The sequence below is a fragment of the Methanobrevibacter millerae genome, assembly GCF_900103415.1.
Lineage (GTDB): Archaea > Methanobacteriota > Methanobacteria > Methanobacteriales > Methanobacteriaceae > Methanocatella > Methanocatella millerae.
Map to the genome: position 1 here is coordinate 13950 of NZ_FMXB01000015.1, position 18473 is coordinate 32422.

Below are 18473 nucleotides of genomic sequence, written 5' to 3' on the forward strand. Positions count from 1 at the left end.
GTTTGTGCTGCATCTTCTATTTGTGCAGTTACTCTTTTAATTCCACTTTCGGTAGGGTTGAATTTGACTGTTTCATCCGGACTGACAACAGATTTATCAAGGGTACCGTCTGTTGTGGTAAGAGTTAAATTGATTTTCGGCAGTAATGTATTGTCATATTCACTTGTTGTTGTGCCGTCATAGCTCATCAGGAAGAATTTAATGTCGTTTTGATTGTTTGTTCCGTTGAGGAATAACCAGCTGTCCATTTGAACATTATAATTATTTGGTTTATTCATATAATTGCTTGCATTATTGCCAAACCAGCTATCTTTTACCACAACACCCAGGGTACGGGCATAAATTTCATATTCACATTTGTTGTTTAAGAAAATTGCATTTGTAATCTCCACACCAGGATTGCTTTGGAAGTGGATTATTGAATTTGATGCATTGTTGTTAATATATGTTCCTGTAATGTTTGAATTTGAAACACTACTTAGGAAGCTGTTTGCTCCACCCCTTTGTGCGGTGTTGTGGTTGTATGTTCCGTTAATGTTTGAATTTGAAACAGTCCAGTAGAAGTAGTTTGCTCCACCATTACCATTTTTTGCGGTGTTGTTGTTGTATGTTCCGTTAATGTTTGAATTTGAAACAGTCCAGGAGAAATAGTTTGCTCCACCATTATAATCTTTTGCGGTGTTGTGGCTGTATGTTCCGGTAATGTTTGAATTTGAAACAATCCAGGAGAAGTAGTTTGCTCCACCTCTTACTGTTGCGGTGTTGTTAATATAAGTAGCATTTATATTGGAATTGGAAATGGCATTTTCAAAATAAATTGCACCACCTTGGTCTGCATTTCCGTTTATAAATGTCAATCCGGTTATGTTAATGCATGATGCATAAACTGTAAAAATTCTGGAATTGTGCTTTGCATCAAATACTGCTTCACCTGAACCATATTTTAAAAGATTCAATTGTTTATTAATATTTAAATTCACATTTTTTCCATTGCCTTTGTAGTTTTCTTTGCCGGCGAAATATACATTGTCTCCATCTTGAAGATTGGTATTATCCAAAACACTTCTAAAATTATTATATGGAGAGATATTAGAACCGTCGCCTCCATCTGCTGCGCTGGCGTTTACATACCAGTCACGGTTATTGCTTGAAATTACATTCTCATCACTTGACATGCCAACCGCATCATCAGATGCGCTGGCAGTTAATATTTCCGGGCTTTCACTAGTGCTGATTACATTATTTTCACCAATATTATCTATCTGACTTTCCAAGGCGCTTACAGAGCCGATGCAGACAAATAACATTATGAATAGTAATAAAATTATTAAAGTATGATTTTTCAGTTTCATATACCTTTTTCTCCCATTTGAAAAATATTCGAATAAAAATGTTTTATACTTTACAAACAATCTTAGAAAGTTCTACTTTTTGAATAAAACATTTATATAATTAAGAATTTATAAAAAAATATATTTATAGGTATTGATATGTTTTCACTAAACTTTTTATAAAATTAATCCATCATGATTTCTAGAGAATTAGACAATTTCCGTGTTATTAACCAAAAAATCAATCCCCAACAGCAATCTTGCCACTTTTCCACAAAAATAATAAATCAGACAAGCCTTCTGAAAACATATGCAAGAATCGAGCCTGCAAAATTCTGCCAGACGGAATAGAGGGCTCCGGGAACCGTCGCCTGAGCCAGGTTCGGAAAGTGGTTCTTTGCAAGGCCCGTGGACAAACCGGAATTTTGAAACGAAAGTTCAATGGCAACTGTAATGATCTGCTTTCGCTCCATTCCGGCCAAATAGCCGACAGCGAATCCCAAAATCATTGCAATGAAATACTGCAGAATAATAACAAACATTATGACTGCAGATGAAGATAAAATTGCCTGTTTATTGGCCCCGATTACTCCGGCAACAATCAGACAGATCACGATTGAAGATACTGCAGGCAGATAATCCTTAAGCTCTTCGCAAAATTCAGGGAATTTGTAATTCAGCGCCAAACCTAAAATGATCGGTATGATGACAATCTCAAGGATGGAAATGAACATGTCAACCGGATTGAAATTAATCTGATTGCCTATTAACAGTAAGGTAATCACAGGAGTTAAAAGCGGCGAAATCACGGTGGAAACGGCCGTCAGTGAAACGGACAATGCCACGTCCCCCTTGGAAAGAAACGTTATAACGTCAGACGCCGTGCCTCCGGGAACGGTTCCAACCAGAATGATGCCGACAGTCAGTGCATCGTTTAATGAAAAGGCCTTTGCAAGAACAAGCGCTATAATCGGCATTATGAGATACTGCGCCAAAATTCCAACGGAAATCTCTTTGGGATTTTTAAACACATTGACAAAGTCATCAGCCTTTAATGTAGTTCCCATTGTAAAAAGAATGATACTCAATAACAGATTCAATACATTAATGCCGTTATAATTGCTTAAAACCCATTTGAACGAATTCGGATAGAATAATGAAATGACAACGGCAAGCAATACTATTATGAAATAATATTTTTCAATGAATTTAAAAACCCTTTTCATGAGTTTTATTTTTATGTTAATCTTTTAAAAAAATTATCGATTTTGAAATTTCCGTGATGAGAAAAAAGCCGATTTTTCGGACAAAAAAACAAACCAGAATAATTGAAAATAGCCATGATTAAAATCATACATCATATAAAACAATACAATTTAATCAGATGAAAAATCAATATGGTAAACATTAATCAATAAAAATGAAAATAACACTAATGTTATCTACATGAAAAAAAGAAATAAGGATGAAAAATTCATCCTTTAATCAAACCATTTTCTTTGGACAATTGTCTTTCCAATTCAATTATCCTTTTTTGTTGTTTTTCAATAGTCCTATCCTGTTCTTCGATAGTCCTATCCTGCTTTTCAATTTTTAAAGCATCTTTCTCACGCAGTGAATCCCTTAATTCAATTCTTTCATACAATTTAGCAATTCTACGTTCATAAGTTTCTTTAGGAACCAATCCTTCAGGATTTTGACGGAACACAGCTTCAGATATCATTAATAACAACTCCCCACATTTAGCCTCATCATCACTGAAATAATACTTAATCATTTTTTTAAGAACTTGATGTATGTCATATTGAAGTTGTTCTTCAATTTCCTCAATTTGTGAAAAAAGAACGGATAATTTTTCTAATGTATCCTTACCAAATTCTTTTTTAACGAAAATAGCAACGACAGTGATGTTTAATGCTTCGCTACGAGATAATTTCTCTTTAGATTCTATTTTGTTTGTTAACATTGATAACCTTTTTGAAATATTTTCTTCATCAAGAACTATATAATGTATCTTGAATATCTGATCATGAGATTCACAATATATTACTTGATTTTCAGTGTCAATATTTGTTATAACAATAGAATTTGAAGGCAGATTAGTTTGATTAATCAAATATAACTTATAATCATACATTATACCTATTTTTTCCTGTATTAAAGGAGAAGTTTGATGTTCTACATTAATGGTGGATTTGCAGGTTATGTCTCCCTTAGGCATTATTAACTGTGCACAATCCATTACTAAATTTCTTCCATCCTCAGTAAATGCATCTGTACCACATGTGTCCAAATATTCACCAGGGAATTCAAAAATCTCATGTGCTTCTTTTGGATATTCAGAAACAACATAACGAAAACAAAAATCACGAGGATTATGATTTATTTCTTGCATCATGTTATTTACTAGTTCTTCTAATGAAATTTCTGTATTAAAATCATTTTTTTCCACGTAATTCAACACCTTTTATTTTCTTTTGAAAAAATTTTTGAGAATTTTTTTACAATATTTTATTTATTAAAGGAAGTATATAAATTATTTAGTTTTTTTTCGTACAATATAACCTTCTTTTTGAATATAACCTTATTAAATCAATATTATAATGAAAAGGTAAAAATTTAATTAAAAAAAGGAATTATTGTAAAAATTCAAAAAAAGAATTTAACAATAAAAATGAATCGTCAAAATCCATATATCTAAAAAATAAAAGAGGTTAAATTGAATTTAACCCCTAAGGAGTGACGGTTACCTTGTTTGCTATGTTTGCACCATTGTATGATGAAGTTATGATGTATTCTCCAGCCATCAGGTTGATGTTGAGCCTTGCAATACCGCTATCATCGGTCGTACGAGTGTAGAAGACACCGTTGATGTTGAAAGTGACGTTGGTATTAGGTAGTGCTTTGCCCTGGCCGTCAACTAATGAAACTTCAAATGCCTTTTTCTCTGAATATGATTTGGTCAGATCGGTTGCGTTAAGCACAGGCTTGATTGTGATGTTGTTTGAAGCCATCAGACCTTTATATTCAGCAGTGATAATGTATTGACCAGGTTCCAGGTTCAGGTTAAGCCTTGCAATACCTTCATCGTTGGTTGTACGGTTGTAGAAAACACCGTTGATGTTGAAGGTTACAACTTCACCTGCTTTGGCTACAGTGCCGTCCTGCTTGATGATTTTAACTGTGTAGCCGGTACCGTTTTTATAATACATTTCAATGTCATGGTTTTCAACGATCAGCGGGTTGATGACGATTTGGTTGCTTGCCATTTCACCGGTTTTAACCCTTTCGGCCGTGATTGTGTAGTTCCCAGGGTTTAAGTTAATGGCTAAGCTGGCCGTACCTGCAGCATTGGTTGTTCTTTCATAGAAAACACCGTTGATGTTGAATCTGAGAGTTTCATCAGATACAGGTTTTCCGTCAACAAGCACTGCAGCGTAGTATCTTGTTCCGTCTTTATACATCATGACGATATCATTACCCTGAACAGCTGATTTTATGGTTACTGTTGCGTTTGCAGAACATGCTTCATACTTGTCGTTTCCTTCAAAGACCAGTTCTACAGGATATTCACCGCTGTTTAAACCTAAAGCAAAGGAGAACTGACCGGATGAATTGGTGAGTCTCTGACGGGTAACGCCGTTGATTGTTGTTGTAACGTTGACGTTAGCTATAGGATTGCCGTTCATGTCTTTCAACGTACCGACAAACCTTGTTCCGTCCTTAACGTACATCACAACGTCGGAAGCTTCGATTTGAGTGAATTCCTTTGCGTCTTTGCTGACGGTTAAAACGCCGTCACCTGAATTCTGCACATAATTGTCGCTTTCAGAAATAACAGCTAAAATCGTGTAGTTTCCATCATTCAAACCGGCAGGAATTGTTGAAAGGAAAGTAGCAATACCGTTATCATCGGTTTTGTTTGATCCTACATACTGTGCGTTTCTGTAGAATTTAACTTCAATTCCTGCAAGGGTATCGTTGGCAGCGGTAATTACGGTTGCAACAAGAGGAACTTTAGAACCTGCCTTTGCAGTAACATCGTCCACATTAACCGTGAAATTGGCTTTTGTAATTTCCAGATTGGCAGTTACGACTTCAGTTTTGTATCCTTCCTTGGATAAGGTGGCCTTGAGAGTGTAGTTTCCGACATTGGTATTCTTATTTAATTTATAGCTGACAACGGTTTGAGTGCCGTTGGTTGTCGTATTTGCAATTATTAAGTTATCCAATGTGAAAAGCACTTCAGCGCCTTCAACGTCACAGTTCAGTACGATATCAAATGAACCGAGGTATTCGGCCGTTGCATCTTCCATGGTTGCGTTTTTAAAGTCTGCTGCGTAATTATCTTTAACAGTGTTTGCAGAAGGGTTTGTAACGCCTGCATCACCTGATCCTTCAGCGCCTTTAAGATAGTTGTCTGTTACTGTGTTTCCGGTTGATTCGTTTGATAAGTAAACCGGATAGCCTTCAGCAGTAGTAATTGCATTATAGGTAATTTCATTGTTGGTTGATTTTCCGGCCAAAAATATACCTGAATTATCAGCTTTTACACTGTCCTTCAATATGAAACCGAGGTTTTCACCAGTACCGTTTGAGGTAATTTCATTATCCTTAATCACGTTATTGTCAGCGTTGATGCCTGCAATTCCTGAAATTATTTTACCTACACCGGAAATAATATTGTTTTTAATGGTGTTGTTGTCTGAATCGTAGGCTTCAATTCCGTATCCTGCTCCGGCATCCATATTAATGACGTTGTTTTCTATTGTGGATTTTCCGGACATTTCAAGAGTGATTCCGTAAGCGGTGTAGTCAACGCTTAAATTGATGTTGTTGTCCTTAACGAGAGTGTCTGCGCATCCCTGTCCGAATATAAGTCCTTCAACAACGTTGAAACCATTAACTGTAATGTTGTTTGCAATGAACTTGTTGTTTACGGCAGTGGATGAACCAGGCTGTCCTGTAGGATATGCGATTGCGCCTGCGCCGTAGAGGTAATTGTCGTTACCTTCAACAAGGATTTTATTATTGGAAATAACGTTGTTGTCACAGTCATAGTAGAAGTCGATTCCCACAAGTGAATTCGTTGAGTTTACAACAAGGGATTCGTTGACAAGTGAGGATACGTAAACGTCATTTGAATCTACGGTGTTGTTGGATGATTTAATCATTAAAATGCCGTATGTCCTGTAGATTTCAGGAACTATGTTGGTTCCGTCAAGGCAGTGGTACTGAAGAACATCACCCAGACAGTGCCCGATGCACACACCGATGCAGGTTTCTGAATCGTTTGCGTTGATGTCTCTTGCGTCTTCAAATGAATGGATTTGGCCAGTACCGATACAGGAAACAGTGTTGTTTACAAATTCACAATTTTCAGCGCCGTATCCGAGTAAAGTGTAAGTCAGTGACTCACCGTGTGACATCAATACGTTGTTATCAACGTAAACCTTTGATGACTGGAATACGTAAATGGCATATGCAGCTGCAGGATCGAAAACAACAATGTTGTTGTTTGTGATTTTAACGATTTGAGTGTCTGCAACGAAAATTGCCCATGCGTTGTACCTTTCAGCTCCCCTGTTGACAATAGTCAGGTTTTCAATCCATACGGAATCGGAAGTGACTATGAACGTTGAGTTGTTGAAGGTTGCGTTGTCTGCAGTTACCTTAACGCTTAGGGATAAAAGGATTTCCTTGTTGTCAAATGTACCATTGAACAATAATATGTCCCCGTCACTTACAAAGTCGTTTTTAAGGTTTCCGTCAGTGTCAATGAAGTTATGATAATTTGCAGGAGTGATTACGTGGGTAGTTCCGTTAAATACAAAGTCCGGAACGCTTGGGTCCACTTCACCGGCAGGAGTCATGATCTTACCGGTACCTGCGTTATCCTTGATTACCCAGGAATTCTTGTCCGCATCTGCGGCATTGATTATATATTCGTTTGAAGTCGTGATATTGTTGCCTGTAATGGTAATTTTGGACGGATATTTTGTTTTGGATGCTTTTGAAAGCAGAACACCGATACCGCTGTCAGATACGATTACATTTCTGTCCACAACGATTCCTTCATATTTACCCTGCTGGTGAATACCTGCGCTTGCGGTTGTGTAGATTTCGTTTTCACGAATGACAACGTCGTTTGCGGAAATGTCCATACCGTATCCTTTTGTAGCGTTGATGAAATTATTTTCAATTACAGAACCGTCACCGGCTGAAATTCCTGCACCTACAAACATACCGTTAATGGTGTTGTTCCTGATTGTTGCGTTTGATGCAAGTGCAATACCGTAATCACCGCCTGTTACAGCATGAGTTGAGAAATCGGTACCTGCAACATAAATCACATTGTTTATAGCCTTGTTTGACGGGAAATTGGAAGAGGAAATACCTCTGTAGGCCTTATAAATCCTGTTTGAATCAGCCGTATTGTTTCCGCCCATCATCTGAATGGCGTATGCCCAGGAAGTAGTGTTTACAAGATAATAGATATCATTGTTGTAAATATAATTGTTATAGGATTCTCCTCCCTTAAAATCTCCGCCGGCAAAGCTTGACAGGTAAATACCGTTGGCGTCATCACAGTAGAGAGTGTTTCCTGCAATGTAATTGTTGTCCGCACTTCCAAGAACTATTATGGAAGTTGACCTTGTACCGTGTCCGTAAGCAGCGCCCATAGTCTGGAGGACGTTGTTTGTAATGTTGTTAAAGTCAGAGCCTTCATTTAAACAGATTGGATAGGATGAAATACCCGTATTGTTGATTACGTTATTGTCAATGAGACAATTGGTAGCTCCGTTGATATAGATACCCTGAAGCTTATCTCCGACGTTTATAATTTTCAAGTCACGTATTACACTTCCGGATGCCGTTTTGGTAAGCTTTACAATACCGTTTTTAATGGTAGCTCCGGAACCCTGAAGGGTAATATTTTTAGTTACCGTAAAGTTCTTTGATGAGAATTCGCCTGAAAGAGTTATGGTATCTCCAGCACTGACCTTTGAATCAATCAGCTCACCCTTGGATGAGAAGTACTGATTGTAGTTGGATGGAGTTACAGTGTACTCTGCACAGAGAATCTCACCGCCATCATCAGAAATCTCATTAATGGCTAGAGTTTCATTTGCATCGTCTGCTGCGCTTACAGCACCCAATGAAACGAATACCAGCAATAATAAGATTAAAATCATATTTAGTTTTTTAATCACATTAACCACATCATAAATTTTTTAATATAATACATTTGATGAAAAAAAATGTATCATAAGTTTATTTATGTAATTAAACCATATTTAAAAATTGCTAAAAAAAGAAGAAAAATTGATGATTTTAATAATCATCGAAATCGTTTTTGTTTCTTGTATAACCTATGAGGAATATTGCAATAAGAGCAATAACCGCAATGATTACAACTATAGGCATGCTTGATTCCACGCTGCTGCTTTTTGCAGGTGAGCTTTTGGAAATCTCATAAGCTTTTGAGTCGCTTGCCTGTGAAGCGTCTTCAGCTGCGTCGTTTGACTGGGAAGCATCATTAGCCTGTGAGGCGTCGGATGCTGATGAAGATGAAGCGCTTGCGTCGGCCTGTGAAGTTGAAGGCTGATCGCCTACAGGACTTACGCCTGCAGTGCCTCCCGTGGACTGTCCGTTTTCCTCAGTGGTTCCGTTAACCAGAATCTCTTCTGATGAAGGATTTGATTCGCTTTGACCGTCACCGTCTGTAGGTGCGTCATCTGCAACGTATAACGGATCGGTAAGTGTAGCCTGTGAGAGGATTTCAGCATATTTTGCCTTTTCCTGAGGAGTAAGTGAGCTTGCCTGAATGATTTTCATGTTGAAGTCCAGGTTCTTACATGTGTGGTGACAGCATGCGACACCGTACTGGATAGCCATCTTGATGATGTTGTCAGCCAGTTTCTGAACCGCCTGTGCGTCACCGTCCCATACGCCCTGGTCGTTTAGGTAAAACATCCATGCGGCCATGCTCTGCCATGCGGCGGCCTGAGCGGTTGACTGTACCGTACCGGTGAGACCGTTGTAGGTATTTGCAATCTGATTACCGAGCTCAGCGTTAAGCTTGCCTCCGCTTAATATTAAACCTCCGTAAAGGTTTTCCATGTTTTTAGCGTAAGACAGAGATCCTGCCTGAGTTCCGACAAGCGCATTGTAGTAATTAGGATTTAAAATCATTGAACGGATTTCAAAGTCCAGTTCCTCTTCATAGGTTCTTGCAACGTAATTGTTCTGATTCCTTATGTCAACGAATGAAGTGTCAGGATTTGCCCCAAGGGTACGTGCGGCATTGTAGAGTCCGCCGAACCAGTCGTAGTAATCGTCTGAATCGATGAATCTCCAGGTACTGTCGAAGTTCTGAGTAATCAAATCGACCTGTGAGAGTAATGTTTTATAAGCTTCTTTCTGGGCAGTCACAACAATGTTACCTTTCTCATCCATGTTCCATGCAAATGAAACCTTGTCAAGGTAAATGCTTGTTGCCTCTTCGTTAACCGTTTCGATATTCCAGTCTGAAGTACTTGGAATAAAATTACTCATACCAGTACCTTCGAGAATTGCTCCAGGAAGACCATAAAGCCTATCCTTAATGCCGTTCTGCTCATAATGGAGCTTGATGTAATTCTGTGAGTAATCTTCGCCTTCGGCGTTCATGGCCAGATTGACACTGGTTAAAAGCCACGTGAGCCAGTCCTTGTTGCTCGTTACTATGCTTGCAAGCACGTCGACTCTAGGCCTGTTGACAACGCTTCCGTTGTGAAGTTCAACAGTCAAATCGCTTAAAGGAATCATTTCAACTCCTATGACCTTGCCGTTTTCAGCCCATACAGGCTTGCATCCGAGGAAGTACATGAATTCTGCAAGTCCGATACCTTCGGTTCTTGATATTTCGGTACCCCAGAGGATTAATGCAGTTAATTTAGGCCATTCGCCATGCTCTTCCATGTAGTCGGCCAGGAGCAAGTCAACGATTTTGACTGCTGATGCGTAGGCTGACTTTGAAGGCATTTTCGTTGAATCCGAAGCGAAACCGTCATAACCTGTCGGGATTGAGTCACTGTATGAAGGATCGGCAAAGAGTCCTGCAAGCACGTAGTCGCCTTCCAATGCCTTTATAATGGCTGCCCATTCATTATTGTTCTCGATATTTACAATGACGCTTGCGGCATACAAGGTATCGTTATAAAGGGCAGAGCCCACAGATATATTATACTCCTTGTTCAAGGCTTCAACGGACGTTCCGCAAACCAGCGCTGTCACGTATTCCCTTAAGAATGCCGTAACGACATCTTCCACTAAGGCGTATTTCTCCACGTGACGGATATCCTCATAGAAGTTCATGCCGTCCAGTTCAGGGAAGAAATGAGCCAGTATGTGATTGTATATTGTAGTCTGGGAAGTCGTAACCGTTATTACCTCTTCAATCAGTTCATAGCCTTCCAGAACCTTACCCAGATGGTGAAGACCGTAGGTATAGAAATCGTCCTGCATGCCTTCAAGGTATGAGTGCAGTTCGGCCACATAATCATCAAATGTCTGATTGGACTCATTATAAACTCTAAAACCTAAGCTAGGAGCCAGGTCAATAATTAAAAGCTTATATTCCTCAGCATTGGTAGTTACGTTGAGCTTTGACTGGTCCCTGTAGTGGGCAATGTATTCGTATAACAGAGTATAATTGCCGTACAGTGCTGATGAAACCATTGCAGGAGTCATGTGAGTAATCATCAATGGAGCGATTCTGTCACGTGCAACCATAGCTTCCCCAGGGTTTGAAACGATATACGGATAGACCGTAGGAGTTAATGTCAGCTCAAAGGTCCAGTCCCCTTCCATTACGCCTATGTTTCTTCCCGGAAGCCATTCGAGGGTTCCGTGAGTACCCATATTGATTATCGCATTGACGTCTATGACCTGGTCGAGCCATTCGTAAAATGCAACGTACTGCTGATGAGGCGGCAGGGACAGGTCGTGATAGTTCTGAACCTCTTCCCATCCTCTTGAAGGCTGGAAAGTAATGAAGACATTGCCGAACCATAAACCAGGAATGACAATGTAAGTATTATTGTAGACCATGATTTCTCCGAGTCCGTCGCCCCAGCGGTCAATCATCCATTCATACAAATCAGGATTGATGTTTGCGGTCAGCTCGTAGAACTGGTTTAAGTCAATCAGCTGATGGTGAGCCATCAAATCATCGAAATTCTCCTCAACGTAATCATTTAACAAACCTTTGGCCCAGGTACCCTTGTTACCGAACTTTACGATTAATTCAGTCAAATTGTACAGTGAAGGAATGTCTGAGAGGTCGCCCACATCAAAGCCCGCTTCGTGAAGCTGGAACAATAAATCATATGTACTCTGGAACACATCCAGATAGGAAGCTCCGATTTCTGCCTTTCCCGGCGGATAATTGTAAAGCACTATTGAAATGACCTTATCAGCATTGTCCATTTCCTTCAAATCGGCCCACTGGCAGCCCAACTTGACCATCTTGTCTACGCCGCTTTGAATAACGTGGGATTTTCCCATTCCGTCAACGTAGGACAGGACTATAGGTCCGTAGACACCTTCAAAACTCGGATAGGTTACTGAAAACGTCCATTCGATTTGAGGACCGAGCTCGTTATTGTAACTTGTTTCGGAAATGTCATAAACACCTTTAAGGACTGCAAGATCGATATCTTCCAAATCGCCCTGAGCGGAACCGTTTGCATAATTTAAGGACCAGCTATAAAGTGACGTGATCGCTGAGATGCCCACTGTTGAAACCTTAGTGATCTTGTTTAAGATTGAAGCCATAGGAGGGATGGTGCCTGTCTTGAATACGTTAAATGCTGCCCTTCCCTCTGCCTCATAGCTTCTGATTAAGGCATCTACAACGCCGCCACCAGAATAGTAGGTAGCAATAGCTATGAACGGTTTGTCGTAAGCGATTTTGTCAATATACTCCTTTTCAAATGATTTGAATAGCTCCGTAGGATCCAATGTGTTTTCAAGCCAGTTCGGATAATCTTCAACCATCCAGTTAAGGCTTCCATGACCGTCTGCGTCGTAACCCGGATTGTCATGAATCCATTTGTTGATTAACTCCGCTTCGGGAACGATTGTGTAGATTCCCAAATCAGGATGGTAGAAACCACATTCAGGACTCATCAGCGGAGCGTTTTTAGGATCCAATGTCGGGTCAGCGTATTTGTCCGAATCAATCAGGTAACATACGTATTTGAAGTAATTTGCCATGTTGTCGTTCAAAACGGATGAATCCTCAATGTCTTCAGCCTGGAAATATGAACCGACATAAGTGTTTTCTATGGTATGATACGTATTGTTTTCTGCGCTTGCGCCCGTGATATGGATTCCGGTTGCGTTTAAAATGCTTTCGGAATACACACCGAAGGTATATGCCACGTTATAATTAATGTTTGCCGGAGAGGTTTCAAGAATCTTTTTCAAGTATTCCCCGGTTAAAGTATGATAGGCACCTTCGCTGAACATGTCCAGGTGAATGAACTTGGCGTAGTCAACGAGCCATTCCCTGGTGTTGTCATAGTCCGTTGTGCTTATATATGCAACCCTTTTGGACATTTCCATTAATACGTCAACCTTTTCGTTGTGGGAATTGTAATCCACCAGCAAAAGTATATCAGGAATGAACATGTAATTCAGCAGGGCCGTGCTTTGAGTTGACAGATCCACGCTTTCAACATAAGTCTCATAGGTGGAATATTTAATCTCAACGTTATATTTCGCTGGATTTAAATTGGAAACAACCACATTACCCTCACTGTTTGTTAATCCTGAAAATACCAATTCGTTAGACGAATCATAAACCGAAACGCTTGCATTGGCCAGATTTACCCCGTCTTCAGTCCAGGTGTTCGCACTGGCGACATATGAATCATTGACATGAACCGTCAGTGAAGGAGATGCCATCAGTACGTCCGTTGAATCTATGCTCGATGCAAGTAAAGTTGAATTATCCTCGGCAGAAATCGCGCTCAATGATAGTAAAAGCATTAGCGATATTATTAGAGTAAACAACAACTTATTACCTAACTTTTTGATATTTTCACCCCCTTTTTATGCTAATTGTGTAAACATAGCAGCATTTAAAAATCCACTATAAGTGTGATATATATCTTACTTTATATATAAAATTTAGTAAAGATAAAGTCAATTTGAGAAATTTATCCAATGTAATTGGGAGAGACGAATATTACCTTGTGAGATAACTATTTCCCTGAGACAATGAAAATTCAATAAGTGAGTAAAATTGTCCTCATTTTGTAAAATTACAATGTAAAGTAAATATTTACTTCAGAATAGAATTTATTACATTCAAAATCAAAAACAAAACATTTATATGTATTTAAATCCAATATTAAAACCACAAACTTGATGGTGGTGAAGTAAATGAAAGATGAAAAAAATAAATCAAACTGGCCTGAAAAGTATGATACTGAAGATACAATTTACAATGAATGTGTAATCAGCATAGAAGAATTTCCAGAATACATTACTAACTATAAAGACATTGAACATTGGGGACATACAAAAGTAGTATCAAAAGCTTTTCAAAATTTAAGAATGGATTCCGTTTACGAACGCAAAGACGGCAGTTTGGTTAATATAGAACATCATTCCACTCTTAATAAAGAAAAATTAGCAAGGGATTTAGACTATATCACTACACTACATCGTGCTACCCTCAAAGATGTCGAACCATTCATAATGTACACTGGAAAATTACCTGTTAAAAAAACAGTATATCTAAATTACAGGGATGCTTTCACCCCAAATTTTTTCATTACAAAATTCCAAAATGGTGAAACAAATTTAAATAATTTGAAATATAAATTAGAAAATGACAAGAAAATCACACCATTTGATGTACTTGATTTGATTTGGCTACCATCCTTTGATACAGAAATTAATAAAGAAAATTTAGTAGTAGAACTGTCTGAAATCTATGATGAACTAGAAATTTCTAATTCATTATCAGAAGTTGCACAATCATGCCTAATATTATGGGCAAGCAAATATGTTAAAAAACAAGCCAATATAGATATTATAGAGGAGAAATTACACATGTCAATAACACAAAAAAGGTCCATGGAAGAAAAAATAAGAAACGCTAGAATTGACGGAATGTTAACCCGAGCAGAAGAAAGAGGAGAAGAAAACGGTGAAAAAAGAGGAATAAAAATAGGGGAAGAAAATGGAATTAAAATAGGGGAAAAAAACGGAGCAAGAAAAAAAGAAGAGGAAATGATTAAAATCCTTCTCAAAACACATGATGCCAAAAAAGTAGCTGAAATGCTTGAATGCGACATCGAAAAAGTACAAAAAATAAAAAACAATACAGAAACTCCAGCAGAATAACAAAACCCGATTCCGCACTTCCAAAATAATATCTGAAATATGGAATATAAAATACCTCTTTTCACTAATAGATATTGTTAGAATTCTTAATAAGAGTAAAAATCCGGCAAAAAGGAAGGTATTGAAACGGCTACAATTTGTAGTCCGTTGAAAATACCGGTTAATAATAGTAAATACATAATTAATGTTGATGATACCTGACAATTATTCCCCATCATTCAAACAATGCATCCACCAAATTTCGATCCATCAAATCAATATTTGCTCAAGTAGATAATGAAAGGATTGTTATATTAACAAAATTTATACACCAAATTAAAAATTCTCATACCAAAAACACACAAAAATGGAGAAACTAAAAATGTCAGAAATAGTGTTAAGACCATTAGAAGAAGAAATAAGAAACGCAAGAATAGACGGAATGCTATGGCGAGCAGAAGAAAGAGGAATTAAAAGAGGAATCAAACAGAAAGAAGAAGAATTAATTAAAAAACTCTTAAATAACTATTCCCCCGAGAATGTCTCATTAATGCTGGAATGCGACATCGAAAAAATAGAAACAATCAGTCATTCAAAACAACCACATTGTTAATCATCTCAACCAACAGCTTATTGATCGGATTTAAAAATGAAAACTCATGTTCTTTCGGATAATTCTGGCTCAGCGGAAATACCTGAAGGGTTGCCATGCACAGCTCGGTTGACCTCACAGCAAAGTAGGAGGAGTATTTGCCGTCAGCATACTTTACGATCAATCCGATGTCGTCGGTTCGCCTGTGGCCGGAAATCCCCTCTTCCTCAAAAATCTTAAAGACCTTGACTTCATCAGCAGTAATTAATGTAAATTGCCTTTCAAAGTACAGGTCATCCTCATCAAGGTCATAATCGTCATATTCAATGACCTCATCAACATATTCTTGAGGAACTCTCATTTCAGGACTGCAATAGGCAAGGGAGATGTAGATGCCCTCATCGTCCAATGCCCTTGAAATCAAATCAAAATAAAAATTGTCCAGTTCGATTTTCGGCGGATTGTCACCCAAAAGCCTGTCTACAGGATAGGTGAATGAGGAATTTTGAATGACACTGCAGTAGAAATGCTTTTCGCCAAGATAGCCTGCGATTGCGGCCTTTTCTATTGTGGCTTTAACGTCTATATCTGCATGCTCCATTTTACGGGATATTTCAATTACTTCATCACTCGTCAGCACGGTTACACCTTATTAATATATTATAAAATCAAAAACATTTAAATATACACACAACTTATCAACATAAACATTTATATACTACTTGTAATAATTATAAGTTAGAGAGGTGAAAATTATGCGCAAATCTTTAATTGGTATAATAATCTTATCAATTGTTGTCATAGCTATTGCAGTTCCTGCAGGCTTTTCAGCCCAATCAGAAAAGACTGTAATTACCTATGGTGAAACTACGTATCATAATGGCGAATACAAATCAGTTGTTGACAACTTCTTTGCTCAGCAATCAAACCTTAAGGTAAACAGCATCGAATCAAAAGTTATTACTGCAGATGAAGTGAACAAGATCGCAAGTACGATAACTCACAAGACCTACAATTCAAATCAGATATTCTCATCTGCACTTGTTGACTTAAGCGAACAGGGAAACATCAAGGTGACTGTGGACACATCAAAGATTACGACCATAACTGCCGACATGTACATTTCAGCCCTTAAATCCGCTGGAATTACCCACGGACACGTCTACGTAACAAGTCCAGTACAGGCAACCGGTGAATCCGCACTTGCCGGAATCATGAACTCCTATGAAGAGGTTACAAACGTCGAAATTCCTGAAACCGTAAAAGAGGCAGCAAACGAGGAAATCTACACCGAAGCTGCAATCGTTGAAAACGATAACGTCAGTGCCGACGACCTGACAAAGCTTGTGGATGACGTTAAGGAAACTGTTCAAACCGGAAACATTACAGATCACACGACAATCGTAAACATTATCTACAATTACACTGTAAACAACAACATAAACATGACGAACAGCAGCATTGAAAACCTTGCAACCAGTATTGGCGGAGTCCAGGCTGTGCAGGGCGATGTACAAAGTTATTCAAGCAAGGTCACCGAATTTGTTGGAAACAACACGGCCGGCGGCTTTTCACTTAATGATTTATTCTCCAAACTCGGATTATAATCATTAACCTCCTTTTCTTTTTTTTAGCCTAAAGTTTAACTATCAGTGCCTACAATATATCATAATAAGTGATATTTTATGACAGATGAAAGACAATGGAACAGCAACATAACATTTATTTTGGCAATGATAGGATCTGCAGTCGGACTTGGAAACATATGGCGTTTTCCGAACGTATTATACTCCCACGGCGGAGGATCATTCATGATACCATATCTTGTGTCACTATTCCTTTTGGGAATCTCATTTGTCCTAGTTGAATACGCAGTCGGATTCCGTTTCAAGACATCCCTTTCAAAGATACTCTTTAAGGTGCATAATAAATTAGAGCCGGTTGCGTGGTTCGTCCTGACGGTCGTGTTTTTAATAACTACTTACTATGTCTGCGTTGTCGGATGGGACCTGATTTATGTAATATTGAGCTTTACCAAAGCCTGGGGGTCAAACCCCGACACATTCTTCACAAATACCGTTCTACAGTCAAACGATTCAATTTCAGGAATTTTCACAATAGTCCCCTCCGTTTTAGCCGCAATAATAGCCATCTGGTTTACGACATGGCAAATCATAAAAAGGGATCTGAATGCTGGAATCGGCCGTGTAAGTGAAATCCTGTTGCCATTGCTATGCATAATCGTTGTGGTTATCGTAATTTATTCACTGACATTGCCCGGAGCATCCATAGGATATTCACAGTTATTAACTCCCGACTGGTCTGCTTTGACCGATTTGAATGTATGGCTGGCCGCATTCGGTCAAATCGTATTCTCATTAAGTCTGGGAATGGCCATAGCACTGACATACGCAAGCTACCTGCCCGAAGGCTCAAAACTGGTGGACAACGCATTAATCGTGGCATTCTCCAACTCAGGATTTGAAGTCTTCAATTCAATCGGAATCTTTTCAATACTGGGATTCATGACATTGACAAGCGGAATACCATTCAACGAGCTGGTAACTGAAGGAACAGGCCTAGCATTCGTGGTTTTTCCGCAGGTGTTCAATATAATGGGATCCACATCAAACATAATCGCTCCAATGTTCTTTTTATGCATACTCTTTGCGGGAATCACATCAATCATCGCCCTTCTTGAAGGAGTGTGCTACTCAATTTCAGACAAGTTCAATTTCTCACGCAAAAAGACCGCAACAATCGTCTGTATTTTCGGCACTTTAATATCATCAATATTTGCAACAGGTGCCGGAAGCATGATATTGGGAGTCTTCGATGCCTTCCTAAACAATACCGCATTATTATTCGCAGTTCTTCTTGAATGCATCATATTCGGATGGATTTATAACTTCGACAAACTGATTGAAACCCTGAATAAACATTCAAGAATCAAAGTAGGAAAAATATGGAAAGCTGTAATAAAGTATATTCTGCCTGTGTGCATATTTGGACTCTGGATTCAGGGAGTTTTATCAACTCTTTCAGGAGAAGACCCTATAAGCATGGCGATAATTTATGCATTGGCCATTGCGATTGTGATGGTTCCGATAATATTTACAAAACTGCCGGCGAAAAATGAGGATTTCTACAAAATTTAATTAGTCATT

The 18473-nt window shown here is 38.6% G+C and carries 10 protein-coding genes; 4 read left to right on the forward strand and 6 right to left on the reverse strand.

Features of this window, described 5'->3' with window-relative positions; genetic code table 11:
• From F3G70_RS12100 to F3G70_RS08790, 5 genes are all read right to left on the reverse strand, one after another.
• Positions 1–1352, reverse strand: a 1352-nt coding sequence (locus tag F3G70_RS12100) for a hypothetical protein (protein WP_223166052.1), incomplete at its 3' end; no start/stop codon positions are given.
• 266 nt (positions 1353–1618) lie between these two features.
• Positions 1619–2557: a bile acid:sodium symporter family protein gene (locus F3G70_RS08775; protein ID WP_149732334.1), complete on the reverse strand. Its 939-nt coding sequence runs from the start codon at positions 2555–2557 to the stop codon at positions 1619–1621.
• Positions 2558–2805: 248 nt separating this feature from the next.
• Positions 2806–3783, reverse strand: a complete 978-nt coding sequence (locus F3G70_RS08780; protein WP_149732335.1) for a SlyX family protein — start codon at positions 3781–3783, stop codon at positions 2806–2808.
• Between the two features lie 280 nt (positions 3784–4063).
• Positions 4064–8545 (reverse strand): right-handed parallel beta-helix repeat-containing protein, encoded by a 4482-nt coding sequence (locus F3G70_RS08785; RefSeq protein WP_149732336.1) that lies wholly within the window; start codon positions 8543–8545, stop codon positions 4064–4066.
• A 121-nt stretch (positions 8546–8666) separates the two neighbouring features.
• Positions 8667–13355, reverse strand: a complete 4689-nt coding sequence (locus F3G70_RS08790; protein WP_223166053.1) for a cobaltochelatase subunit CobN — start codon at positions 13353–13355, stop codon at positions 8667–8669.
• 411 nt (positions 13356–13766) lie between these two features.
• Between F3G70_RS08790 and F3G70_RS08795 the strand changes: the two genes are divergently transcribed.
• A complete protein-coding gene (locus F3G70_RS08795; protein ID WP_149732338.1) occupies positions 13767–14735 on the forward strand; it encodes a hypothetical protein in 969 nt (322 codons plus the stop codon).
• 361 nt (positions 14736–15096) lie between these two features.
• Positions 15097–15327: a hypothetical protein gene (locus F3G70_RS08800; RefSeq protein WP_149732339.1), complete on the forward strand. Its 231-nt coding sequence runs from the start codon at positions 15097–15099 to the stop codon at positions 15325–15327.
• Here the strand turns inward: F3G70_RS08800 and F3G70_RS08805 are convergent.
• The gene (locus F3G70_RS08805; RefSeq protein WP_149732340.1) at positions 15299–15946 is read right to left on the reverse strand and encodes a hypothetical protein; all 648 of its coding nucleotides are present in this window, start codon (positions 15944–15946) and stop codon (positions 15299–15301) included. The two genes, F3G70_RS08800 and F3G70_RS08805, sit on opposite strands and share 29 nt — an antisense overlap.
• Before the next feature lie 115 nt (positions 15947–16061).
• Between F3G70_RS08805 and F3G70_RS08810 the strand changes: the two genes are divergently transcribed.
• The gene (locus F3G70_RS08810; protein WP_149732341.1) at positions 16062–16913 is read left to right on the forward strand and encodes a DUF1002 domain-containing protein; all 852 of its coding nucleotides are present in this window, start codon (positions 16062–16064) and stop codon (positions 16911–16913) included.
• 78 nt (positions 16914–16991) lie between these two features.
• A complete protein-coding gene (locus F3G70_RS08815; RefSeq protein ID WP_149732342.1) occupies positions 16992–18464 on the forward strand; it encodes a sodium-dependent transporter in 1473 nt (490 codons plus the stop codon).
• Positions 18465–18473 lie beyond the last annotated feature (9 nt).

Bases quoted from the DNA above. Each gene is read 5' to 3' on its own strand.
- F3G70_RS08800 (WP_149732339.1), top strand. From the start codon at position 15,097: ATGTCAGAAATAGTGTTAAGACCATTAGAAGAAGAAATAAGAAACGCA.
- F3G70_RS08815 (WP_149732342.1), top strand. From the start codon at position 16,992: ATGACAGATGAAAGACAATGGAACAGCAACATAACATTTATTTTGGCA.
- F3G70_RS08810 (WP_149732341.1), top strand. From the start codon at position 16,062: ATGCGCAAATCTTTAATTGGTATAATAATCTTATCAATTGTTGTCATA.
- F3G70_RS08795 (WP_149732338.1), top strand. From the start codon at position 13,767: ATGAAAGATGAAAAAAATAAATCAAACTGGCCTGAAAAGTATGATACT.
- F3G70_RS08775 (WP_149732334.1), bottom strand. From the start codon at position 2,557: ATGAAAAGGGTTTTTAAATTCATTGAAAAATATTATTTCATAATAGTA.